This is a genomic window from Aestuariimicrobium sp. G57, assembly GCF_050110855.1.
In the GTDB taxonomy this organism is placed as follows: domain Bacteria; phylum Actinomycetota; class Actinomycetes; order Propionibacteriales; family Propionibacteriaceae; genus Aestuariimicrobium.
The window spans coordinates 97,379-119,689 of the sequence record NZ_JBNINW010000006.1; the positions used below are offsets into that span (position 1 = coordinate 97,379).

20 protein-coding genes and 1 pseudogene are annotated in these 22,311 nt (G+C 68.7%); 12 read left to right on the top strand and 9 right to left on the bottom strand.

All coding sequences use genetic code 11. The annotated features are described in order from the left end of the window. Positions 1 to 20: 20 nt before the first annotated feature. Both ACQCX5_RS13225 and ACQCX5_RS13230 read left to right on the top strand, forming a co-directional pair. Positions 21 to 416, top strand: a complete 396-nt coding sequence (locus ACQCX5_RS13225) for a trimeric intracellular cation channel family protein (RefSeq protein ID WP_434542560.1) — start codon at positions 21 to 23, stop codon at positions 414 to 416. Beyond that, positions 413 to 1,681, top strand: coding sequence for an amidohydrolase (locus tag ACQCX5_RS13230; protein WP_434542507.1), 1,269 nt, complete (start codon positions 413 to 415; stop codon positions 1,679 to 1,681). Before ACQCX5_RS13225 ends, ACQCX5_RS13230 begins: the two co-directional genes overlap by 4 nt. Before the next feature lie 107 nt (positions 1,682 to 1,788). Here the strand turns inward: ACQCX5_RS13230 and ACQCX5_RS13235 are convergent, their stop codons facing one another. The 4 genes and pseudogenes from ACQCX5_RS13235 to ACQCX5_RS13250 all read right to left on the bottom strand — a co-directional run bounded on the left by ACQCX5_RS13235 (position 1,789) and on the right by ACQCX5_RS13250 (position 6,686). Then, positions 1,789 to 2,805 carry a sugar phosphate isomerase/epimerase family protein gene (locus ACQCX5_RS13235; protein WP_434542508.1) on the bottom strand — a complete coding sequence of 339 codons (1,017 nt, stop codon included), beginning with the start codon at positions 2,803 to 2,805 and terminating at the stop codon, positions 1,789 to 1,791. After that, the gene (locus ACQCX5_RS13240) at positions 2,802 to 3,998 is read right to left on the bottom strand and encodes a Gfo/Idh/MocA family protein (RefSeq protein ID WP_434542509.1); all 1,197 of its coding nucleotides are present in this window, start codon (positions 3,996 to 3,998) and stop codon (positions 2,802 to 2,804) included. Before ACQCX5_RS13240 ends, ACQCX5_RS13235 begins: the two co-directional genes overlap by 4 nt. Before the next feature lie 53 nt (positions 3,999 to 4,051). Then, positions 4,052 to 5,488, bottom strand: a pseudogene (locus ACQCX5_RS13245) (sugar porter family MFS transporter); the annotation flags it as partial. A 184-nt stretch (positions 5,489 to 5,672) separates the two neighbouring features. Further along, a complete protein-coding gene (locus ACQCX5_RS13250) occupies positions 5,673 to 6,686 on the bottom strand; it encodes a LacI family DNA-binding transcriptional regulator (RefSeq protein ID WP_434542510.1) in 1,014 nt (337 codons plus the stop codon). Positions 6,687 to 6,818: 132 nt separating this feature from the next. On the opposite strand from ACQCX5_RS13250, the gene ACQCX5_RS13255 reads away from it, so the two are divergent. The 3 genes from ACQCX5_RS13255 (at position 6,819) to ACQCX5_RS13265 (ending at position 9,517) form a co-directional block, all read left to right on the top strand. Continuing rightward, complete coding sequence (locus ACQCX5_RS13255) at positions 6,819 to 7,244, top strand: DUF2871 domain-containing protein (protein ID WP_434542511.1); 426 nt, start codon at positions 6,819 to 6,821, stop codon at positions 7,242 to 7,244. Positions 7,245 to 7,424: 180 nt separating this feature from the next. Beyond that, entirely contained in the window at positions 7,425 to 8,630 is a 1,206-nt protein-coding gene (locus ACQCX5_RS13260; RefSeq protein WP_434542512.1) for an MFS transporter, read from the top strand. Then, on the top strand, positions 8,627 to 9,517 hold the full coding sequence (locus ACQCX5_RS13265; protein ID WP_434542513.1) for a 3-methyladenine DNA glycosylase: 891 nt from the start codon (positions 8,627 to 8,629) through the stop codon (positions 9,515 to 9,517). Before ACQCX5_RS13260 ends, ACQCX5_RS13265 begins: the two co-directional genes overlap by 4 nt. On the opposite strand, the gene ACQCX5_RS13270 is transcribed toward ACQCX5_RS13265, so the two are convergent. Further along, positions 9,489 to 10,055, bottom strand: a complete 567-nt coding sequence (locus ACQCX5_RS13270) for a DUF1707 SHOCT-like domain-containing protein (protein ID WP_434542514.1) — start codon at positions 10,053 to 10,055, stop codon at positions 9,489 to 9,491. The two genes, ACQCX5_RS13265 and ACQCX5_RS13270, sit on opposite strands and share 29 nt — an antisense overlap. A 287-nt stretch (positions 10,056 to 10,342) precedes the next feature. Here ACQCX5_RS13270 and ACQCX5_RS13275 point away from each other — a divergent pair, with 287 nt between their 5' ends. After that, positions 10,343 to 11,512, top strand: a complete 1,170-nt coding sequence (locus ACQCX5_RS13275) for a peptidoglycan-binding protein (RefSeq protein ID WP_434542515.1) — start codon at positions 10,343 to 10,345, stop codon at positions 11,510 to 11,512. Positions 11,513 to 11,549: 37 nt separating this feature from the next. On the opposite strand, the gene ACQCX5_RS13280 is transcribed toward ACQCX5_RS13275, so the two are convergent. Further along, on the bottom strand, positions 11,550 to 12,269 hold the full coding sequence (locus ACQCX5_RS13280; RefSeq protein WP_434542516.1) for a hypothetical protein: 720 nt from the start codon (positions 12,267 to 12,269) through the stop codon (positions 11,550 to 11,552). 130 nt (positions 12,270 to 12,399) lie between these two features. Here ACQCX5_RS13280 and ACQCX5_RS13285 point away from each other — a divergent pair, with 130 nt between their 5' ends. The 4 genes from ACQCX5_RS13285 to ACQCX5_RS13300 all read left to right on the top strand — a co-directional run bounded on the left by ACQCX5_RS13285 (position 12,400) and on the right by ACQCX5_RS13300 (position 19,199). After that, positions 12,400 to 13,341 carry a DUF4192 domain-containing protein gene (locus tag ACQCX5_RS13285; protein WP_434542517.1) on the top strand — a complete coding sequence of 314 codons (942 nt, stop codon included), beginning with the start codon at positions 12,400 to 12,402 and terminating at the stop codon, positions 13,339 to 13,341. A 107-nt stretch (positions 13,342 to 13,448) separates the two neighbouring features. Continuing rightward, complete coding sequence (gene leuS, locus ACQCX5_RS13290) at positions 13,449 to 15,926, top strand: leucine--tRNA ligase (protein ID WP_434542518.1); 2,478 nt, start codon at positions 13,449 to 13,451, stop codon at positions 15,924 to 15,926. A gap of 80 nt (positions 15,927 to 16,006) precedes the next feature. Then, a complete protein-coding gene (locus ACQCX5_RS13295; RefSeq protein ID WP_434542519.1) occupies positions 16,007 to 16,867 on the top strand; it encodes a helix-hairpin-helix domain-containing protein in 861 nt (286 codons plus the stop codon). Further along, on the top strand, positions 16,854 to 19,199 hold the full coding sequence (locus tag ACQCX5_RS13300) for a ComEC/Rec2 family competence protein (RefSeq protein WP_434542520.1): 2,346 nt from the start codon (positions 16,854 to 16,856) through the stop codon (positions 19,197 to 19,199). The genes ACQCX5_RS13295 and ACQCX5_RS13300 overlap by 14 nt, the downstream gene beginning before the upstream one ends. Positions 19,200 to 19,206: 7 nt before the next feature. On the opposite strand, the gene ACQCX5_RS13305 is transcribed toward ACQCX5_RS13300, so the two are convergent. Next, positions 19,207 to 19,941 (bottom strand): DinB family protein, encoded by a 735-nt coding sequence (locus ACQCX5_RS13305; protein WP_434542521.1) that lies wholly within the window; start codon positions 19,939 to 19,941, stop codon positions 19,207 to 19,209. Positions 19,942 to 20,019: 78 nt separating this feature from the next. Between ACQCX5_RS13305 and holA the strand changes: the two genes are divergently transcribed. Further along, positions 20,020 to 20,991: a DNA polymerase III subunit delta gene (holA, locus tag ACQCX5_RS13310; protein WP_434542522.1), complete on the top strand. Its 972-nt coding sequence runs from the start codon at positions 20,020 to 20,022 to the stop codon at positions 20,989 to 20,991. 3 nt (positions 20,992 to 20,994) lie between these two features. Here holA and ACQCX5_RS13315 read toward each other — a convergent pair whose 3' ends face one another. Then, on the bottom strand, positions 20,995 to 21,453 hold the full coding sequence (locus tag ACQCX5_RS13315) for a GyrI-like domain-containing protein (RefSeq protein ID WP_434542523.1): 459 nt from the start codon (positions 21,451 to 21,453) through the stop codon (positions 20,995 to 20,997). Positions 21,454 to 21,581: 128 nt separating this feature from the next. Here ACQCX5_RS13315 and rpsT point away from each other — a divergent pair, with 128 nt between their 5' ends. Further along, positions 21,582 to 21,842, top strand: a complete 261-nt coding sequence (rpsT, locus tag ACQCX5_RS13320; RefSeq protein ID WP_434542524.1) for a 30S ribosomal protein S20 — start codon at positions 21,582 to 21,584, stop codon at positions 21,840 to 21,842. A gap of 90 nt (positions 21,843 to 21,932) precedes the next feature. On the opposite strand, the gene ACQCX5_RS13325 is transcribed toward rpsT, so the two are convergent. Next, complete coding sequence (locus ACQCX5_RS13325) at positions 21,933 to 22,250, bottom strand: putative quinol monooxygenase (RefSeq protein ID WP_434542525.1); 318 nt, start codon at positions 22,248 to 22,250, stop codon at positions 21,933 to 21,935. Positions 22,251 to 22,311 lie beyond the last annotated feature (61 nt).

Below are 22,311 nucleotides of genomic sequence, written 5' to 3' on the forward strand. Positions count from 1 at the left end.
CGGCCGGCGCCGCGAAGAGCCTGGCCGCCGGGCTGGGCTGGTTGCCGGCGATCCTGCTGGGCACGATCACGGCCGTCGGTGGTGGGGCCATCCGCGACATGGTCACCCGCAAGATGCCGAGCGTGCTGGGCGGCAACACGCTGTATGCGACCTGCGCCATCGCCGCGAGCGGCGTCCTCGTGGTGTTGACCCGACTCGGCCACCCGACCGTGGGCATGGTCACCGCGACAGTGGTGGGTGCGGGACTGTGCCTGGTGGCTGCGTGGCGCGGTTGGATCCTGCCGGAGGCAGGATCCTGGTCCGGTCGGGCGGTCATCACCCGCGTCGGACGAGGCGTGTCGAGTCGGCTGCCCCGTGGGCATCGTCCAGAACAGGGCAGACCGGAACACCCCGTCACACCAGAGGAGCCATCATGACCACCACCGCCGCCCGCGCCGTCTTGGCCGGCCTCGACGACCTTCGACCGGACCTCGAGGGCCTGTACCGCGAACTGCACCGCAACCCTGAGCTCTCGCACCACGAGGTCGAGACCGCGGCCAAGGTTGCCGACCTGCTGAGGCTGGCTGATTTCGAAGTCACAGAGGGTGTCGGTGGTACGGGTGTGGTGGGCATCCTGCGCAACGGCAGTGGGCCTCGCGTGCTGCTGCGTGCCGACATGGACGCGCTGCCCGTGAAAGAGGCCACCGGACTCGACTACGCCAGCACCGCCACCGCCACTGACAAGGCCGGCAATCCGGTGTCGGTGATGCATGCCTGCGGCCATGACGTACATGTCGCGTCATTGGCGACCGCCGCGACTCTCTTGTCCCGGGGGCGCGCCCAGTGGCAGGGCACGTTGGTGATCGTCTTCCAACCAGCTGAAGAGGTCGCCGACGGCGCGGACAGCATGGTCGCGGACGGGCTCGTCGACGTCGTGGGCGGGGTTGACATCGCACTGGCGCAGCATGTGCTGGCGATGCCGGCCGGGGCGGCATATACCCGGGCGGGGGCGGTGCTCTCGGCGGCCGACAGCCTCCGCATCACCGTGCACGGGCGCGGTGCCCACGGGTCGATGCCGCAGGCCGCCGTCGACCCGGTGGTGCTGGCGGCGATGATCGTGATCAGGCTGCAGACGGTGGTCTCGCGTGAGCTCGCCCCCACCGAGCCGGCGGTGCTGACGATCGGCAGCATCCATGCAGGCTCGGCGAGCAATGTCATCAGTGACCACGCCGTGATCGAATTGAACCTGCGCACCTACAACGACCAGACCCGCACCCAGGTGCTCGACGCCATCAGGCGCATCGTCGTCGCCGAGTGCGAGGCATCGGGTTCACCCAAGCCGCCCGAGTTCGAGATGTTCGACCAGTTCCCGCTCACGTTCAACGAGGACGAGCCGACGGCCGTGGTGCGTCAGGCCTTCGACGACTTCTTCGGCGCCGACTCCCGCGACTTGCCATTGCAGAGCGCGAGCGAGGACTTCAGCGACATCCCGAAGGCCTTCAACGCGCCGTACGTGTACTGGGCCGTGGGTGGGGCCGATCCCGAGACGTACGCCGCCGCCGAGAAGGCCGGCACCGTTGCCTCGGACATCCCGGTGAACCACTCGCCCTTCTTCGCCCCGGTGCTGCAGCCGACGCTGGACGTCGCGACCCGGGCGATGGTCGTGTGCGCGCTCGCGTGGTTGGGTGCGCCGCGGGGCTGAAGGGCTCGCCTCGTCCACCAGGTCGGAAATCTGAGAAACAAGTAACCAGCGGCCGCCTCAGGCGCACTTTCGCGCGTCAAGTGGTCGCTGGTTACTTGTTTGTCGGATCAGGAGCGACCCTCGGCGGCCAGCCGGGCGTTCGCCTCGAGCAGCGTGCCGGCAGCGACCTGCAGGCCTTCGATGCGGCCGAGCGAGGTGTCCTCGTGCTCGATGTTGAGCCACATGTCCGGGTCGACGTCATGCAGGGCGCGCATGAAGTCGGCCCAGTAGTCGACGTCGTGGCCGCGGCCCACCGCGACGAAGTCCCAGGCGGACTCGCCATGCTTCGGCCACTCGTTGCACCATTCGTCGCCACCGATGTTGGTGCGGTCCTCGTCCGGGCCCAACCGGCGGAAGTGGTTGTCGAGCACGCTGCGCACCGAGGCGGCCGGGTTGACGCGGGTGTCCTTGGCAGCGGCGTGGAAGACCAGGGGACCGAGGAACTTCACGGCCTCGATCGGGTCCATCTGCTGCCAGAACAGGTGCGAGGCGTCCAACTCGACGCCGACGTTGGTGGCGCCGGTCAGCTCGATGAACTTCTGCACGTCGAGCGGGGTGAAGACCAGGTTCTGCGGGTGCAGCTCCAGGGCCACCTTCACGCCGTGGTCGCCGGCCAGCGCGTCCATCTCCTTCCAGAACGGCACCGCCACATCCCACTGGTAGTCCAGGATGTCGGTCTGACCCGAGCTCCAGGCGTTGACCACCCAGTTGATACGGGTCGAGCCGGGCTCGCCGCCGGGAACACCGGACATCGTCACGACCCGGTTCTGGCCAAGACGCTCCGCGAGCCGGATGGAGTGGCGGATGTCCTCAGCATGCGCGTCGCCGATCACGGGGTTGGGGTGCAGCGGGTTGCCGTTGCAGTTCAGGCCTGCGATTTCGACGCCGGTGCCCTCGAACAGGCCCAGGTAGTCGTCGCGGGCGGTGTCGCTGGTCAGGATGGCGTCGAAATCAGGGATGTGCTTGGCGGGCAGGAAGCCGCCGGAGTTGATCTCGATGCCGGTCAGGCCGAGGTCAGCGATGACCTTGAGCGCCTCGGGCAGGGTGCGATCATGCAGGATCGCGTTGTAGACGCCGAGCTTCATCGGGTTTCCTCCTTGTCGATGGTGACGGCCGCGCCGTCGCGTGCGGCTGATTCGGCGACCGCTCCGAGCAGAACCATGTTGCGGACTCCCTCGTCGAACGAGGCATTGCGGGGCAGGGCCTGGTCCTCATGGATGCCGGCCACCTCTTCCAGGAATGCCCGGGCCTGGAACACGAAGGCGTCGTTCTGGCCGACGCCAACACCGGTGGCGTCCATGGGCAGGCCGCCCGAGAAGTACGGGTGGTCCGGGCCGGCGTGGACGACGCGGTAGCCGTTGCGGCCATAGGGCGCATCGTTGAGGTAGAGCTCGAACTCACCGGGGCGTTCCTGGGAGTAGCGGGCGGCGCCGTTCTCACAGAAGACCTCGAAGGCCAGCCCGTTCGGATGCCCGGCAGCGACACGCGAGACCTCGAGCGCTCCCGAGCCGTTCTCGAACTGCGCCATGAAGCCGGCGTAATCGTCATTGGTGACGTCGCGGTAATCGTCGCTGACCTCGACGTGGTCGTGGCCCTGCACCGCGGCGAGCGGCAGGGGCCGCTGGGTGATGGCGGTGGCGAACCGGCCACCGCTGACCGACTGGATGTCGCCACACAGGAACTCGCTGACGTAGCTGAGGTGGCTGCCGACGTCACCGAGGGCTCCGGTGCCGGGCTCGCCCTCGTAGCGCCAGCTCATCGGCGCCTTGGGGTCGCAGGAGTAGTCGCACCAGTAGCGGCCTGAGAAGTGCCGCACCTGGCCCAACGTGCCGTCCAGAATCATGTTGCGGATCGCGGCGATGGCGGGCATGCGGCGGTAGGTGAAGCCGATGCGCGCGACAGTGCTGGCGTTGCGGGCTGCGTCAGCCATGGCACGGGCGCTCTCGAGCGAGTCGCTCAGCGGCTTCTCGCAGAGCACATGCTTGCCGGCAGCCAGCAATCCCTCGACCACCTCGCGGTGGAGCGAGTTGGCGACGACGACGCTCACGACCTGGATGTCCTCGGCGGCGGCGATCGCGCGCCAGTCGGTCTCGGCCCGCTCGTAGCCGAAGCGCCTGGCGGCCGAGGCAGCGAACTCGGGGTTGATGTCGGCGATCGCGACCAGGCGGATCTCTGGCAGCACGGGGTCGTACAGGGTCGTGGCCGTGCGGTAGGCGGCCGCGTGGGCCCTTCCGGCCATGCCGGCTCCGATGACGGCCACACCGATGGGTGCGTTCATTTCTGTCTCCTTGTTGGGTGCGGAAGCGGTGGGTGCCGGCTGGTGGACGGCGCTCACTTGAAGCGGCCTTCAGAGAAGTCGAGCTCGAGCTGCTCGAGCGAACGACCGCGGGTCTCGGGGACGTAGAACTTGATGAACAGCCAGGCGATGATGCCGAGGATCACGAAGATGAAGAAGGTGCCCTGGATGTCGATGGCCTCGATCACGATCGGGAAGCCGAAAGTGATGATGGTGTTGACGATCCACAGCATGAAGACCGAGAACCCCATGGCGACACCGCGGATGCGCTGGGGGAACAGTTCGGACAGCAGCACCCACATCGGCATGTTCAGGAACAACTGCATGCAGCCGATGAACAGCGCCACCAGCACGAGGATCACGCTGGCCTTGACGACGCCGTCGGGCAGCAGCATCGAGCTGGTGACCACCAGCGCGTGCAGGGTGGTGGTGATCGCGAAGCCGGTCAGCAGCAGGGTGCGGCGCGGGAACTTGTCGATGATGAAGAAGCACAGGCCGGTGCCGAGCACGGCGAGCAGGCCGTTGGCGGTGTTGGCGATCAGGGCGGCGCTGCTGTCGAAGCCGGCGATGGTCAGCAGCTCGGTGCCGTAGTACATGATCGAGTTGTGCCCGGCGAACTGCTGGGCCATCGCCACACCTGCGCCGGCGATGAAGATGCGCCGGATCCACGGGATCTTCAAGTCCTTGAGGCTGCCGCGCTCGAGGTGCTTCTCGGCGTCCATGGTGGCGCGGCACTGGGCGAGTTCGGCACGGGCGCGCTCTTCGGGGCGCACCTGCATGAGCACCCGGAGCGCCTCGTCGTCACGTCCCTTCGACATCAGCCAGCGGGGCGACTCCGGCACGCTCAGCATGCCGATGAACAGGGCCATGGCGGGCAGGGCGGCGACGGCCAGCATGTAGCGCCAGACGCTGCCGTGGTCGGCCCACACGGTGCCGATGATGGCGTTGATGACGAAGGCGAGGAACTGGCCCACGACGATCGCGAACTCGTTGCGACCCGCGACCGTGCCGCGTCGCTCGGTGGGTGCGAGTTCGGCCAGGAACACGGGCACCACGACCGATGCGCCGCCGACGGCCAGCCCGAGCAGCACTCGGGCAATCACCATGACGGAGACGTCGGGGGCGAATACCGAGGCCAGGGTGCCCACGAAGAAGAGCACCGAGAGTCCTTGGATCGTGGTGCGGCGGCCGATCCGGTCGGCTACGCGCCCGAAGATGATGGAGCCGAAGGCGGCGCCCAGCAGCAGGGATGCGGTGACCATGCCCTCACCGACTGCGTCAATGCCGAGGTCGACCTTCATGGGGCTCAGGGCACCGTTGATGACACCGGTGTCATAGCCGAACAGCAGGCCGCCCAGGATCGCGATCGTCGCGATGCGGTCGAGGCGGCGCTGGTGCGGGCCGGCAGCCAGCGGGGGCAGCTCTTCCTGCCTGGCTTTGTTCTTGGTTTGTTCGCTCACGATGACCTCCGTTGGTCGCTGGCGGGACCCGGCGTTGGGTCAGGCCTGTTCTGCGTTGAACTTGTGTTGTGCTGTGAACTTGTCGTGTGTCGGGCTGGTGCCGACCTGGCGGCCCATCTCGGCGATGCAGTGGACCGGTCCAAACAAGCGTGGCATATGTCTGTACATATGTCAAACAAAGATCTGACTTGGGTGGCTAGACGTGCGGCACCCGGCCGCTGGTCCCACGGACCACCAGGGACGTGGGGCCCTCGAACTGCCGCGCCTGTGCTTGTGGGGATGCAATGCGATCGGCGAGGAACTCCCCGGCCCGCACCCCGACTGCATAGTTGCCGTTGTCGACCGAGGTCAGCGAGATGCGCCGGATCCTGGCGAGGCGGGTGTTGTCGAAGCCCACCACCGAGAGTTCATCGGGCACTGCAATCCCGAGGTCGTCGGCGGCCGACAGCGCGCCGATGGCCGCGGCGTCGTTGTAGGCGAAGATCGCGGTCGGCCGGTCGGCGAGGGCCAACAGCTCGCGGGTGGCCGTGTAGCCACCATCCTCGCTGGCGCCGCTGGTCACCACGAGCTCCCGGTCGCTGAGTCCCGCCTCGACGAGCGCCTCGCGGTAGCCGGTCAGGCGGGCCTGACCCACTTCTCCCGGGCCCATGAGGTGGGCGATCCGTTGGTGGCCCAGGCCGATCAGGTGCTCTGTGGCCTGCCTGCCGCCGCCTGTGTCGTTGTCGGCGGCGATGTCGGCGAACGGCAGGTGGGGCCGTCGGGTGCCGGCGAGCACGATGGGGGTGGTTGTGGCTGCCGCGCGCAAGGGCTCCTCCTCGTCCGTGGAGCCGACCACGACGATGCCGTCCACGCCGAGTGCAGTGAGCGATGCCACCGCATCGCCGCCGGCCGCCCGGACAGTGGTCGCATCGGTGAGGACCGGGGTGAGTTCGGCGGCCCGCAGTGTCGAGGTGAGCCCCTCGAGCAGGTCGACGAACCAGGGGTTGCGCAGGTCTTCAATCAGGATCCCCACCACGCCGGAGCGTGCGGTCGACAGCGAGCGGGCGGCGTGGTTGGGTCGGTAGTCGAGTTCAGCCATGGCGGTCAGGACGGCCGCGCGACGCTCCTCGCTGACCCGGGGGTCACCGCGCAGCACGAGCGAGACCAGGGATTTCGAGACCCCGGCGAGCTGGGCGACGTCACGGATGGTCACCCCCCGTGGTTGTGGCATCAGCGCAGTCCTTCCCTGGTAGACGCGCTTCCATTGTGGCGGTACTGGGCGCGCGGGCTGCAGCCGGGGCTCCTCCGAAGGATGGACAAAACTCGCTGGCCACCCAGGGCCCCGGCGGCGAGGCTGGTGGGCATGAAGAGACTCTTGTACGCATCGTTCGCCTACATGGTCGTCGGGGTGCTTTCGGGGCTGTTCTACCGCGAGTTCACCAAACTGAACAACTGGCCCGAGGGCCAGTTCACCCAGTTGGGCCTGGCCCACACCCACCTGCTGGCCCTCGGGTTCATCGTCCTGCTGGTCGTGCTGCTGCTCGAGAAGGTCTTCACCCTCTCGCACAGCAACCTGTTCGGCTGGTTCTTCTGGCTCTACAACGCTGGGGTCGTCGTCACCTCGGGCATGCTCATCGTGCACGGCAGCCTGACGGTGCTCGGGCGCGAGTCGAACGCCATGATCGCTGGCATCGCCGGGCTGGGCCACATCCTGGTGACCGTCGGCATGGTGCTGTTGTTCCTGATGTTGCGCACGGCGGTGAACCGGCCGGCTCACACCGCCAGCTGAGCCGCCCGCTGCTGCACCCAGCTGCCCCAGCGAAGCCTTGTCAGAATCATCGAGCCAGCTGGCCCGTACCCCGTCGAGCGCGATGGCCCGAGGTGGTTGGGTCGATCGTGGTCGCTGGTGACACAATGGCTGCGGCCCGGGAATCGTGGCCGACCGCCACCTCACTCCAGGGAATGCTGCATGTCTGTGCCCGATATCCGCCGCCTGCAACTGGCACGCCTCGGCGTGGGCCTGATCTTTCTGAGCAACGGCGCGGCCTACGCGAGTCTGGTGCCGCGGCTGCCCGAGGTGAAGGCCGAGCTGGGCATGACCAATGCCGTGTTCGGGCTGGCCATCGCGGCGTTCCCGGCGGGGGCGCTGGCCGCCGGTGCCGCGGCCGGTGTGCTGATCCGCCAGTTCGGGTCGAGGCTGTTGGCCTGGGTCGGCATGGTTGTCTCGATGGCCGCGATCCTGGCCGCGGCGGCCGCCAACAGCCTGCCGCTGTTCATCGCCGCGATCTTTCTTGCCGGCTGCGCCGACTCGATCACTGATGTCGCCCAGAACCACCATGCCCTGCGCGTGCAGAAGCTGATGGGTCGCAGCATCATCAACAGCTACCACGCCATGTGGTCGGTCGGCGCACTGATCGGAGGCGCGCTGGCGGCTGGTGCGATCAGCGTGGGCCTGCACCGGGTCGCCCACCTGGCGATCGTGGCCGTGCTGATCCTGGCGGTGACGACGGTCGGCCACCGGCTGATGCTGCCCGGGCCCGAACCCACCGAGGCCACGCCGCACGAGGCCCACACCCATGGCAACGGCCGAGTCCGCCACCCCTACCTGGTGCTGGCGATGCTGTCGATCCTGGCCATCGCCGGGGCAATTGAAGAGGACAACGCCGGCTCGTGGGCCACCCTGTACATGTCGACCGAACTCGGCGTCACCGGTGGTCTGGCCGCCACGGGTTATGTCGCGGCGATGGGTTCGCACTTCCTGGGCCGCATCACCGGCGACTGGCTGGTGAACCGGCTCGGCCAACGCACCATGGCCAGGCTGGGTGGGGTGCTGCTGGTGCTCGGCACCGCGATCATGATCGTGTTCCCCTCGCCGTGGACGACCATCCTCGGCTACGCGTGCGCCGGCTACGGCGTCGCCACCGTCGTGCCGTCGATCTTCGAGGCCGCCGACTCGATGCCCGGGTTCAAGCCCGGCACCGCGCTGACGGTGGTCTCGCTGACACTGCGCATCGGCTTCCTTGCCTCACCGCCGCTGGTCGGACTCATCGCCGATGCGTCAGCCATCCGCTGGGGCCTGCTCGTGCTGCCTATCAGCGGCCTGGTCATCGTTGCCCTGTCGGGGGTGCTGTCGTCGCGGCACGAGACCTGGGACGTCCCGGTGCTGGACAAGTGACCGGGCCCGCGTCGTCCACGCTGTCGGGCCAGCAGTGGCGCGAGCAGCGCGACGCGCACGCACAGCGGGCGCAGCGGCTGCTGGCCGACGTCATCGAACGACGCACTCACGGTGACAAGCACCCGGTCGAGGACTTCATGTTCGACTACTACCGGCTGCGACCGGGGCAGTTGCTCGAATGGCACCCGGGTGTCGGCGTCGAACTCGAGGACGCGGATGACCTTGCCGATCGCCGCTGGTACACCCGCACCGAGGTGGCCGGACGCGCCGTGGTCGGTGTCGATGCCGAGGCATTCGTCGCGGCGCGCGGCACGACACTGGACTTCACACAGCGCCTGCTGGGGGCCACGACGCGCAGACCCGCGCAGTTCGGCTGCTTCGGCATGCACGAGTGGGCCATGGTCTACGGGCTCGACCAGCACGAGGCCCGCCACGCCGGGGTGCCGCTGCGGTTCAGCGTCGCACGCACCCGCGAGATCGTGGACGCGAACGGTCTGCGGTGCACCCACTACGACGCGTTCCGCTTCTTCACCGACGAGGCCGCGCCGATGAACCAGCGGCAACTCAGCCGCGACGACCAGGTCGAGACCGACCAGGGCGGCTGCCTGCACGTGAACATGGACCTGTACAAGTTCGCGGGCAAACTGTTGCCGCTGACCCCCTCGGAGCTGCTGCTCGACACCTATGAGCTGGCGCGTGAGGTGCGCGAGCTCGACATGCGGGCCAGCGCCTATGACCTGTCCGGGTGGGGCTACGAGCCGGTGCCGGTCGAAACCCCGGCGGGCAAGGCGACCTATGTCGCGATGCAGCGCGGGTTCGCCGCGAGGGCCGAGGTGCTGCGGGGGCGACTGCTCGACGTCATCGCACGGGCGCTTGGGCAGGGTTGACCAGGCGCGAGCGGTGGGCGTGGGCACTGACGAACCACGTGAACCCGCTGCTCGCCACCGCCGCGCCGAACGCCGCCAACCAGACGAACTCGCCGTAGCGCATGCTCATGGTGCCGAGCAACAGCAGCATCGTGCAGGCGGCTGCGGCGATGCTGACAAGGCCGAACAGTGACTGCGCGGCCACCGACAGGGCAGTGGGCACGGGGGCGGGCTGCACGTGGACCATGGTGTGGGGGACGATGGTGTTGGGGACGATGGTGTTGGGGACGATGGCGTTGGGGACGGTCGCACTGGCTGGTGCCAGCGCTGGCAGGTCGCGGGCGAGCTGGTGCAGGTCGGCGGCGGTGGTCGCCTTGACGGCGAGGTCTGTGCGTTCGCCGAGCTCGGCCAGGCTGAGTCGTCCGGCGGCGTAGTGGGCGCCGAGCACCTCACACATGTGGTCGCGCTCGGCGTCCCCGATGCGCAACCCGGGTCGGGGGCCCACGGTGGCGGCGATCGGTCGGGGCAGGGGCGCTGGTGCGGGTGCTGACTGGTCCATGTGCACCATCGTGAGCCCCACCAGGGCTGTTGGACGCCGCCGACTGCTGGAATGCAGACTGTGGTGGCGCCGGACGCGACCGCAGTGTGACGGCGGGGTCGGACGGCACGACCCCGGTCGGATGGATCGGTGTTGGGGGACCAGCGATGGTGGACTCTGCATCGGTGGTTGAGTGTTGCGTCACGATTTGGATGCAACCAGACGTTGTTGGGGGGCGTAGATGGAGTGACAACACACCGAGCGCCTAGTCTGTGATCGGTTTCCTGCGACTTCCCCCTGGAGGAATCATGTTCAACGCCATCCCCTCGCGGATGCGGAAGGGTGCCGCACTGGCCGCACTCGCCGCGTCGATCACCCTGGCGCTGTCCGGCTGCGCCGGTGTGGTCGACTCACCGAGCGCTGGCATGCCGACCCAGACCCGGGTGCAGCAGACCCCGCAGCCCCCGCCGACGACGAGCGACCAGCCGACCGGCGAACCGACGGGGCAGCCGACCGCGCAGCCCACCGACACGCCCTCGCCGACGGACGCGCCGCCGGCGACCCCGTCCGAACCGCCGTCCGCGACCGAGAAGCCACTGCTGGCCCGCGGGTCGACCGGTGACAAGGTGCGTGAACTGCAGCACCGGCTGGCGCAGCTCGACTGGTACGACGGGCTGATCACCCCCGATTACGGCCAGGCCACCGAGGCGGCCGTCCAGGGGTTCCAGGGCAAGCGTGGCCTGCCGAGCACCGGCAAGGTTGACCAGAAGACCTGGGACGTGCTGGTGGGCATGACGAAGATGCCGACCCACGACCAGATGTACAACGTGCTCAAGCCCGGCCCCGCGCTGATGAAGCAGGGCAGCACCGGCGACAAGGTGCGTGACCTGCAGGCCCGGCTGAAGCAGATCGACTGGTACAGCCAGCTGGTTGATGGCACCTATGGCCAGGCCACGGTCGACGGGGTCAAGGGGTTCCAGGCCAAGCGGGCCATCCCGGTGACCGGTGAGGTCGACCAGCGCACCCTCGACCGCCTGTATGACATGACCCACAAGCCGACGGCGGAAGAGCTGACCAACAAGCCGCCGAAGCAGAATGCCGGCAAGGTCGACCCGCGCTGCCTGACCGGTCGGGCGATCTGCATCGACAAGTCCACGAACCAGCTGCGCTGGGTGGTCGACGGCTCGGTGAAGCAGACGCTGGCCGTGCGGTTCGGGTCAGAGCTGACCCCGACACGTGAGGGCTCGTTCACGCTGTACTGGAAGTCGCGCCACCACGTCTCGACGATCTACAACACCCCGATGCCGTGGGCGATGTTCTTCTCGGGTGGACAGGCAGTGCACTACTCGGCGGACTTCGCCGCCCGCGGCTACAACGGCGCGTCCCACGGGTGCGTGAACGTGCGCGACAAGGCTGGCATCGCCTGGCTTTATGACCAGACCCGTGAGGGCGACAAGGTCATCGTCTACCGTTCGTGACGCTCGGTCACGACCAGCACCGCTGCCGGCGGGGGGCTCAGCCCTTCGCCGGCAGTGCTGAGATCTGGCGGCCGAATCCGGTGGCCAGGTAGACCATCGTGTCGCCGCGGTCCTTCTCGAAGACGACCAACCCGCTCGCGGTCTCACCGGCACCCAGCGTCGAGAACGGCAGCGCGTTCGCATCCGAGATCTCGACGGGGTCGAAATCGTCGGTGGTCTTGTTGTCGAGGCAGAACAACGAGTACCGGAAATTGCCCTTGGTGACGGTGATCTTGAGGATCAGCTCCAGGCCCCGGTCGGTCCATTTCTGGTCGAGGATCTCCCAGAAACCCTCTGCATTGTCATAGCTCGAGACGAATGCCACGGCGTTGCCGGTGACCTGCACGGACGGGCCCTGGGTCACGCTGGGGGTCGGCGTGGACGAGGTCGTGATCGGCGGTTGTTCAGGGCGCGAGGTGATGACGGCTGCGGCCACGAGACCGGCAATGACCACGGCCGAAACCCCGGCGAGCCACCACTTCGCATTCGACTTGGGCAACTGGTAGTCGTTGATCGAGACGGACTGGTATTCCTGCTGCAGGGGCTGGGTGCCGGGCTGCTGTGGGGCCCAGGTCGAGCGCGGGTCCTGCCACTGGCCATTGCCGTGCTGGGGCTGGCCGGCGTTGGGCCACTGCGAGGGCGCGGACGGGCTCCACGGCTGGCCCTGCGGTGAGGCGGGCGGGCGCCAGGGCCCTTGCGGCGGTGGTTGCTGAGTCATGGTGTGGCCATGATACTCGGGGCGCCGTCCAGCCCCCGGGCTGAACGGGCCGCCTGTGGACAGCCAGCCGCGCAAGAATTCGTCCTGTGGAAAAGCGACACATTCGTGGATTTCGCCACATAACCGGGGCATGACAGGTTCAACCCGCATCACCGCCCGCAGCGCCACCGAGATGCTCTCGCTGGTGCCCTACATGTTCGGCTTCCACCCGTGGGATTCTGCGGTGCTGCTGATCTGCACGCCCAAGACAGTCGAGGTCTCGCTGCGCTTCGACTACTGGATGTTCGACTCACCGGGGATGGTGCATGCGAGCGTGGCGGCCATCACGGCCCGCTACGAGCGGCCCCGGGTGTTCCTGGCGACGTTCGGTGACGACCGCGACCGGGGCGACGAGGCACTGGCGGTGCTCGAACAGTGCTTCGACGCCGAGGACATCATCGACTCGGTGCACACCGACGGGCAGCGCTGGTGGTCGCGGGCCTGCTCGGCACCCTGCTGCCCACCCGAGGGCAATGCATGCGACGAGGCCACGTCTGTCGTGGCCCAGGCGATCCTGGCCGGGTCGGCGGCGTTTGCGTCCCGGGCAGAGCTGGAACGTTCGGTCGAGGGCCCGTCGTTGTCGGAGCAGGCCACGATGCTGGGCGTCTACGCCGACGCCGCCGGCAGGGTCGAACGGCTGTCGGACGAGGACCGGGTGCGTCGGGTCGCCGGGATCCTGGGCGACCACCTCGACCATGCCGAAGTGGGGGTCGACGTGGCGTGCGAGCTGGCCTGGCTCGTGCAGGACGTGCCACCGCGCGACGAGGCATGGCTCGAGATGGGCATGGCGCGTGCCCACGAGCATGTCGCACTGTGGCGGCAGGTGGTGGTGCGCTGCCCCGATCGGCTGGCGGTGGCCCCGCTGTGCCTGCTCGCCGCGGCGGCATGGCTCAATGGCAACGGCGCGCTGATGGCGTGCGCGCTCGCGCGTGCCGAGTCGCTCGACAAGGACTATTCGATGCTGCACCTGCTGCAGCAGGTGCACCGCGAGGCAGTGGAACCCAAGCTGTGGGCGCAGGTGATGACGGGCTGAGTCGCGGCGCGGCGTCGTCAGCATTGGTCCGCCCACAGGGCGGCGCGGTAGCGTAGGGCCTCGGAATCCCGGGCGCGGCGCCCGGGGCGTTCGGAGGATGAGGACACGTGGCCGAGCACGAGGCTGAGCGCAGCGGGTACGACGCTGTCGCGGCCCAGCAGAAGTGGGCGAAGTACTGGGACGAGCACCGCACCTTCGCGGTGCTCGACGACGAGTCCCGCGAACGCCGCTACCTGCTCGACATGTTCGCCTACCCCTCGGGCGACCTGCACATGGGCCACGCCGAGGCATGGGCCATCGGCGATGTCGTGGGTCGCTACTGGAAGATGAAGGGCTACAACGTCCTGCACCCGGTCGGCTGGGACTCGTTCGGGCTGCCCGCCGAGAATGCCGCCATCCGCAACAACGCCCACCCCGCCGAATGGACCTACAAGAACATCGAGACCCAGGCGGCGTCATTCCGCCGCTACGGCATCGGGTTCGACTGGTCACACCGCCTGCACACCTCTGACGTCGAGTACTACCGCTGGACGCAGTGGCTGTTCCTGCGCTTCTTCGAGAAGGGCCTGGCCTACCGCAAGGACTCCTACGTCAACTGGTGCCCCCAGGACATGACGGTGCTGGCCAACGAACAGGTCAAGGACGGCCGCTGCGAGCGGTGCGGCACCGTGGTGACCAAGCGCCAGCTGAACCAGTGGTACTTCAAGATCACCGACTATGCCCAGCAGCTGCTCGACGACATGGACCAGCTCGAGGGCGGCTGGCCCGAGCGTGTGCTGGCCATGCAGCGCAACTGGATCGGCCGCTCCCAGGGCGCGCACGTGAAGTTCCAGGTCGAGGGCCGCGACGAGCCGGTGACCGTGTTCACCACCCGCCCCGACACGCTGTTCGGTGCGACGTTCATGGTCGTGGCCCCGGACGCCGCTCTTGCTGACGAAATCGTCAGCGATGCGCAGCGTCCGGCCTTTGAGGAATACCTCGAACAGGTCAAGAAGCAGACCGAAATCGAGCGGCAGTCGACCGAGCACGTCAAGACCGGCGTGTTCCTGGGCGTGCACGCGACCAACCCGGTCAACGGCGAACAGGTGCCGGTATGGGCCGCCGACTACGTGCTGGCCGACTACGGCACCGGTGCGATCATGGCCGTGCCCGCGCACGACCAGCGTGACCTGGACTTCGCCCGCACCTATGACCTGCCCGTGCGCATGGTCATCGACACCGGCGAGGGCGACCCGGCCGAGACCGGGGTGGCGACCGCCGGGGACGGTGACTACGTGAACTCGGGACTGCTCGACGGGTTGGCCACCAAGGCCGAGGCCATCGACCGGATCAACGCCCAGCTCGAGGCCGACAAGCTCGGCCAGGCGGCCATCACCTACCGGCTGCGCGACTGGCTGATCAGCCGGCAGCGGTTCTGGGGCTGCCCGATCCCGATCATCCACTGCCCGGACTGCGGTGAGGTCGCCGTGCCCGACGACCAGCTGCCGGTGCGGCTGCCCGACGACATGCGCGGTGAGCAGCTGGCCCCCAAGGGCGTCTCGCCGCTCGCGGCCAACGACGCCTGGAAGAACGTGGACTGCCCGCAGTGTGGTGGCCCGGCCGTGCGGGACACCGACACCATGGACACGTTCGTCGACTCGTCGTGGTACTTCTACCGCTACGCCTCGCCGCAGTACACCGACGGCCCGTTCGACGTCGAAGCCGTCAAGAAGTGGATGCCAGTGGCCCAGTACGTCGGTGGCGTCGAGCATGCCACCATGCACCTGCTGTACGCCCGGTTCTTCAACAAGGTGCTGCGCGACATGGGCATGGTCGACTTCGATGAGCCCATGCTGCGGCTGATGAACCAGGGCCAGGTGATCAACCAGGGCAAGGCGATGAGCAAGTCGCTGGGCAATGGGGTCGACCTGGGCCAGCAGATCGACGAGTTCGGTGTCGACGCCGTGCGCACGACGGTGATCTTTGCGGGCCCGCCCGACGAGGACATCGACTGGGCCGACGTCTCACCGGGATCGACGCTGAAGTTCCTGCAGCGGGCCTACCGGCTGGCCGGTGATGTGACGAGCCCTGCCGGTACGCCGGCTGCCGGTGGCGACCGGGCCCTGCGCCAGGCCACCCACAGGGCGATCGCCGAGATCACCGAACTGGTCGAGTCGCAGCGCTTCAACGTCGTCGTCGCCCGCGTGATGGAACTGGTCAATGCGACCCGCCGCACCATCGATTCGGGTGCGGGTGGCGCTGACCCGGCGGTGCGTGAGGCGGCGGAGTTCGTCACGCAGGCACTCTCGCTGGTGGCGCCCTATGTCGCCGAAGAGATGTGGGAGGCCCTGGGCCTGCCGCCGTCGGTGGCGCAGAGCGCGTGGCCGGACGCCGACCCGTCGCTGCTGGTGGTCGACCACGTGACGATGGTGGTGCAGGTGCAGGGCAAGGTGCGCGCCAAGCTCGAGGTCTCGCCGGACATTTCCGAGGCCCAGGCGACTGAGCTGGCGCTGGCCGATGCCGGGGTGCAGCGCTCGCTGGATGGCCGTGAGGTCGCCAAGGTGATCTGCCGGCTGCCGAAGATGGTGAGCATCGTCCCGAAGTGAGGCCGGGCGTATCCCCGGGGGTTGTCCACAGGGTGTTGTCCGTTTCGTGCTGGACGACGTGAGGCCCGCATAACCGGGGCATGCGAGTCGAGAACGAGCATGGCGAACGGCTGCGGACCGTGCTGGCCGGGCAACCACTGCCGCGGCACGGTCCACGGCGGGCGCTGCCCGAGCCCCCGCAGCCTGCGTCGGCGTCGTCGGCGTCTGCCGAGTCTGCCCCCGAGCCGCCCGAGCGGCCCGAACCCACTGAGGACGCCGATGCTGGCCCACCCACCGGGCTGGTGCAGCGCGCGCAGCAGTTCACCCGGGCCCACCTGCAGGCGATCGCGATCCTGGTGGTGGTCGCGCTGGTGTTCACCAGCGTGCAGCTGCTGCGGGCCAGGCCCAGCGAGGTGCCGCTGGCGCTCGAACCGGCGATCGGCACCCCGGGCAGCGCGTCGTCAGGGCCGGGGTCGACGGGATCGGCCGACGCGAGCCCCGCACCGTCAGCGGCCGCGTTGCTGCAGGTGCATGTGCTGGGCGCGGTGCGCCGACCGGGGGTGGTGCAGGTGCCGCAGGGCGCGCGGGTGCATGACGCGATCGCGGCGGCCGGTGGGCTGACCCCGCAGGCGCACCTGGGCGCACTGAACCTGGCCGCGCCGGTCAGCGATGGCATGCAGGTGGTGGTCGCCGACAGCCCCGGGGCGACATCAACGACGTCGGGCGAGCAGCCCGCCGACCAGCCCGGTGCCACCGGCAGCGGCGGGCAGGGGTTGATCAACCTGAACACAGCCACCCAGGCGCAACTCGAGACGCTGCCGGGGGTGGGTCCGGCCACCGCGCAGAAGATCCTCGCCTGGCGTGACGAGCACGGTAGGTTCAACCGGATCGAGGAACTGCAAGAGGTTGACGGCATCGGCACAAAGACGTTCGAGCGACTCAAGCCGCATGTCACGGTCTGAATCGGTGCAGCCTGAACCAGAACCCATCGACCTGCGTCTGGTGCCGCTGGCGGCCGGCGCATGGTTGGCGGGCTGGTGGGCGCTGACCGCGTCTGGGCGGTGGGTGCTGGTCGCAATGGGCTGCGCCATCGTGGCCGCCGGTTTGGCGATGGCCCGTCGGTACTGGCACCTCGCGGCGCTCGGCCTGGTTGTGGCCACGGTACTCGGCGTCTCCCTGTTGCGTGTCGGCGCCGTACAGGCCTCGCCACTCGCCCATGCCGGCGTCGACGGCGCGCTCGTGCTGGCCGAGGTCGTGCTCACCACCGACGTACGGGTGGTCGGGCAACCGGGCCGGGAGCGCGCGGTCGTCACCGCGCACACGGTCTGGGCCGAGTCGCGCGGGCAGCGGTGGCGGGTGCGCCAACCGGTGCAACTGTCGGCGAGCCAGCGGCTCATGCACTCGCTCACGGTCGTCCCCGCCGGCACGACGCTGCGCGTTGAGGCCCTGGCGCGCGCACCTGACCCCGGAAGCCCCGAAGCGGTGGAACTGCGGCTCAGCACGGCACCCCGGGTGGTGGCGGCCCCGTCGTGGTGGTCGCGGCAGGTGAACCGGGTGCGAGCGGGGCTGGTGGCGTCGATGCGCTGGTCACCGGCAGAACAGGCGGGCCTGGTGCCGTCGCTGGTGGTGGGCGACACGTCCGGGGTGCTGCCGCAGACCAAAGAGGCGTTCCAGGCCACCGGGCTCACGCACCTGACGGCGGTCAGCGGCACCAACCTGACAATGCTGTTGGCGACCATGCTCGTCGCCTCGCGCGCGATAGGGGTGCGGGGTCGCTGGCTGCACCTGATCGCGGTGGTCGGGGTGGTGGTGTTCGGGGTGGTGTGCCGCTCAGAACCCAGCGTGCTGCGAGCCTCGGCCATGGGCGTCGTCGGGTTGGCGGCCGTGGGGGCCGGGGCCGACCGAAGACGCGGGTTGCGGCACCTGTGCGTGGCGATCGTGGCGCTGGTGGTCATCGACCCCTGGCTGGCGAGGTCGTGGGGGTTCGCGCTGTCGGCGAGCGCCTCGGCGGGCATCCTGTGGTGGGGCCCACCGTGGCGCCAGCGGCTGACCCGCTGGATGCCCGGCTGGTTGGCCGAATCGCTCGCCGTACCGTTGGCGGCGCAGCTGGCCACCCAACCGCTCGTGACGGCGCTGTCAGGCACGATCTCGACGAGCGGCCTGTTGGCGAACGTGCTGGTGGGCCCGTTCGTTGGCCCGACGACGGTGCTGGGGTTGTGTGCGGCAGTGGCGTCGTTGGTGGTGCCGGTCGTCTCGGCGGCGTTCGGCTGGCTGGCGGGCTGGTGCGTGCAACCGGTGATCCTGGTGGCCCACGCCGGTGCCGGACTGCCCGCGGCAACCTGGACCTGGCCACCCGGGCCCTGGGCGCTGGTGGTGCTGACGGCGCTGATGCTGGTCGCCGGGCTGGTGATGGGTTGGGTGCTGGCACGCCGCTGGGTGGCCGTCGCGATGGCGCTGGTGATGGTGGCGGCGATGCTGCGCCAGCCGCCGCCGGCGGGCTGGCCAGGGGACTGGGCGGTGGCGTTCTGCGCGGTCGGGCAGGGTGATGCGACGGTGCTGAATGCCGGCAGCGGGCGGGCGGTGCTGGTCGACGTGGGGCCCGAGGCGGGGCCGGTGAACTCCTGCCTGGCGAGTCTCGGGGTGCGTGAGCTGGTGGCCGTGGTGCTGACCCACAACCATGCCGACCACATCGGCGGGCTGGCCGGGGTGCTGGGCAACCGTCGGGCGGGGATGATCCTGCACAACCCGCTGCTCGAACCGGCGTTCGCCCACCAGCAGGTCGTGGCGCTGGCAGCTCGAGAGCAGGTGCCGATGCGTGCGGCAGCCGCGGGCCTCGTGGTCGAGGTCGGCACCGTGCACCTCCGGGTCGTCCACGCCGGGGCCCCGGCTGGGTCAGGCGGCACTGCGGCGGGGGAGAGCTCTGCCGAGAACGATTCGTCGATCGTGTTGCTGGCCCGGGTGGGCAAGACGCGGGTGCTGCTGCCGGGCGACGTCGAGCCCCTCGCACAACAGGTGGTGATGTCGACCTCACCCGACCTGCGCGCCGACGTGATCAAGATGCCGCATCATGGGTCGAGCCGTCAGCAACGCGAATTCTGGGCGGCGACGGGGGCGAAGGTCGCCGTGGCCTCCGCGGGTGAACGCAACACATTCGGGCACCCGGCCCCCGCAGCGCTGAAGTTGGCGGAGTCGTTGTCGATGCGTGTGCTTCGCACCGATGCGGGGGAGTCGTTCATCGTCTGGGTGCAGGGCGACCGGCTGCAGGTCAGGTCGGCGCGGGTCGGTTCGTCGTAGACCGGGGTCAGGACGACGCGAGCAATGCCAGGTCACGCCGGATGTAGCGCAGGTGCGCCCATTCCTCTTCGAGGATCACCCGGATGCAGTCACCGACCGAGGGGTTCCAATCACCGCCCCACGGGTCCTCGCGTTCCTCGGCCAACTGCTCGGGGGTGACCGACGCCAGGAACTCGGTGACCATCGCCTGTCGTTCGGCCCGCACCGCCAGCACCTCATCCCAGGCCGGTGCGTCGTCGCGGAAGATCGTCATGTCGAAACCGCCCTCGGCGGCGCCGGTGAAGATCTGGCCGATCTCGTGGAATGGCTGGTCGATGCCCCGGATCGCCCCGCGCAGCCACGTGTCGGTGGCCAGGATGAGGTGGCGCAGCGTCTGGGCGAGCGACCACTCGTCGGGCACGTGTGCATCGCGCAACTCCGCTGGGGTGTCGGCCACCGTCGTGGCCCAGGCCTGCTGCACGGCCACCCAGCCCTCGCGCAGACCCTCAGGGGTCTCGGCCTTCTGCAGTTCGCGTCCCGGGAACATCCGGTTCAGTTCGGCGTCGACGTACGGCACCACATCGACCCCGTTGACGATCAGCTTGCCGAAGAACAGGTCGTGGCTGTCGACGTCGAGACCGTCGAGGTCGACGCCACGCATCGTGACGCCGCTGACGTCACTGAAGCGGATCGTGGCACCCCGGAAGCTGGCCCGGTCGAAGGAAGCGCCCTCGAACTCCTTGGTGCGTGAATAGGTCGTCATGGGCCCATCCTCAGCCCGGGACGGGCCCTGCGTCTGCCGGGGGAGCGAATTGTCAGTGCCCGCTGGCAGACTGGCCCCGTGAGCAATCAGGTGTTGGGTACCGCCCTGCTCGTCCAGGGCCCGGAGTCGCTGCTGGCCGAACGTGCCGTGCAGGCGCGCATCGCCGCCGCGCGGCGTGACGACCCGCAGGTCGAGGTCAACACCGTCGACGCCGCCACCCTCGATGCCGGCAGTTTCACCGAGCTCACCGGCGGCTCGTTGTTCGCGACCTCATCCGTGGTGGTGCTCGAGGATGTCTCGAACCTCGACCAGGGGCTGTTCGACCTGGTCGCCGCCACGGCCCAGAACCCGCCCGAGACACTCGCGCTGGTGCTCGTCCACCCCGGTGGGGTGAAGGGCAAGGGACTGGTCGACAAACTCAAGAAGGCCAAGGTCACCATCGTCGAGGCCGCGGCGATCAAGGCCTGGAAGCTGCCCGACTTCGTCAAGGGCGAGGCCAAGCGCGCCGGCCTGGCGTTCGAACAGGGTGCGGTCGAGGCGCTGGTCGAGGCGGTGGGCGAGGACGCCCGTGCGCTGGCGGCTGCCGTCGACCAACTCGCCGCCGACCTGCCTGAACCACGCGCGACCACCCCACTGATCCACCGCTACTTCGCCGGCCGCAACACCATCTCGAGCTTCAACGTGGCCGACGACATCATGGCCGGTCGCACCGGCGAGGCGCTGCTCAAGCTGCGCTGGGCCCTCGACACCGGTGTCGCCCCGGTGCTGCTCACCTCAGCGATCGCGAACTCGCTGCGTGGGCTGGGCCGCTACCACGACCTGCGCGGCAGCCGGCTGCCCGAGGCGGAACTCGCCCGCCAGATCGGCGTGCCGCCGTTCAAGATCAAGCAGATCGCCCAGCAGTCACGCGCCTGGAGCCCCGCGGCGATCGCCGCCGGCATCCGGGCCGCGGCCATCGCCGATGCCGCGGTCAAGGGCGCCCAGCACGACCCTGAATACGCCCTCGAGCAGTTGCTGGGCCGGCTGGCGGCTGCGCGTGCGTCCGGCTAGGTCTCAGACCAGCGGCCAGTACAACACCGTGCGCATCGTCGCCGGGTCGACATCGGGGCCCGGCTCGGTCTCGTAGACCTCCCACATCATGGGTCCGACCTGTCGTCCCTGCTCGACCACCCAGGCGTAGAGCTCGCGCCAACTCTCGCCCAACCCCTCGTAGCCGCCGACATGCACGGCCCGGACGACGTCGCCGGCGGGCAGTTCACTGGGCACGACGTCGTCCTCGGCAGTGATCTGCCCATCGGTGATGAAGCCGACCTCGAGGTCGACGGTCTCGGCGGGCGTGCTCAGGTACAGGCCGAACGCTGCGATGATGCCCACCTGTTGGCGGGTGGCCGCCTGGACCGCTGCCGGGAAGGCACGGTCGTAGAATTCCCGGATCTGCGCCATCGCGACGGTGTCCTTGACCACGGCGGTGGGCTGCGCGTCGACGATGGTGATCTGTGGCTGCTCAAGCATGAGCCCATCATCCCACGCCGGATTTGGGCCTGCCGCTGCCCACTGATAAAGTCGTGTGTCGCGCCTGTCATGACTGTGATGCGGCGCGCAACACCCAGAGAACCCCTGAGTTTGGAGAGCAACGCCCCATGGCAAACATCAAGTCGCAGATGAAGCGCATCAAGACCAACGAGAAGTCGCGCCAGCGCAACAAGGCCGTGAAGTCGGCGCTGCGTACCCACATCCGCAACTTCCGTGAGGCCGTCGCCGCCGGCGAGAACGAGAAGGCTGCCGAGCTGGCCAAGGTCGCCACCAAGGCCCTCGACAAGGCTGCTTCGAAGGGCGTCATCCACGCCAACCAGGCCGCCAACCGCAAGTCGGCCGTGGCCTCGAAGGCTGCCGCTCTCTGAGTTGAGCACACAAACCAGCGTTCCGGCACTCTGGGTGGCCGGAACGCTGGTTTTTGTCGTGTCCTGAAGTCGTGTCCTGAACCCGCGGGCTCAGATCTTCAGTTCGCCCATCTCGTCCCAGCCGTTGCCCTCGACCTGGCGGCTGATGATCTTCGGGGTCTCGACGATGCACGGGCGCATCGCATCGAGACCTGCCTTGAAGTGGTCCGAGTTCACGTGCGGTCCGGCGCCCTCGTCGGTGAAGGCCTCGATCAGCACCCAGGTGTCGGGCTCCTCGACGCTGCGCGACCACTCGAAGAACAGGTTGCCGGGCTCGGCGCGCGTCGCCTCGGTGAACGGCCGGACGATCTCGGGCCAGCTCTCGGTGAACTCGGGCTTGCTCTTGAACTTGACGACGATGGAATACATGCGGTGAGTCCTTTCGTGGCGGGTTCCGCCTGCTGGGTGAACCTTCTGCGTGCCCATCGTC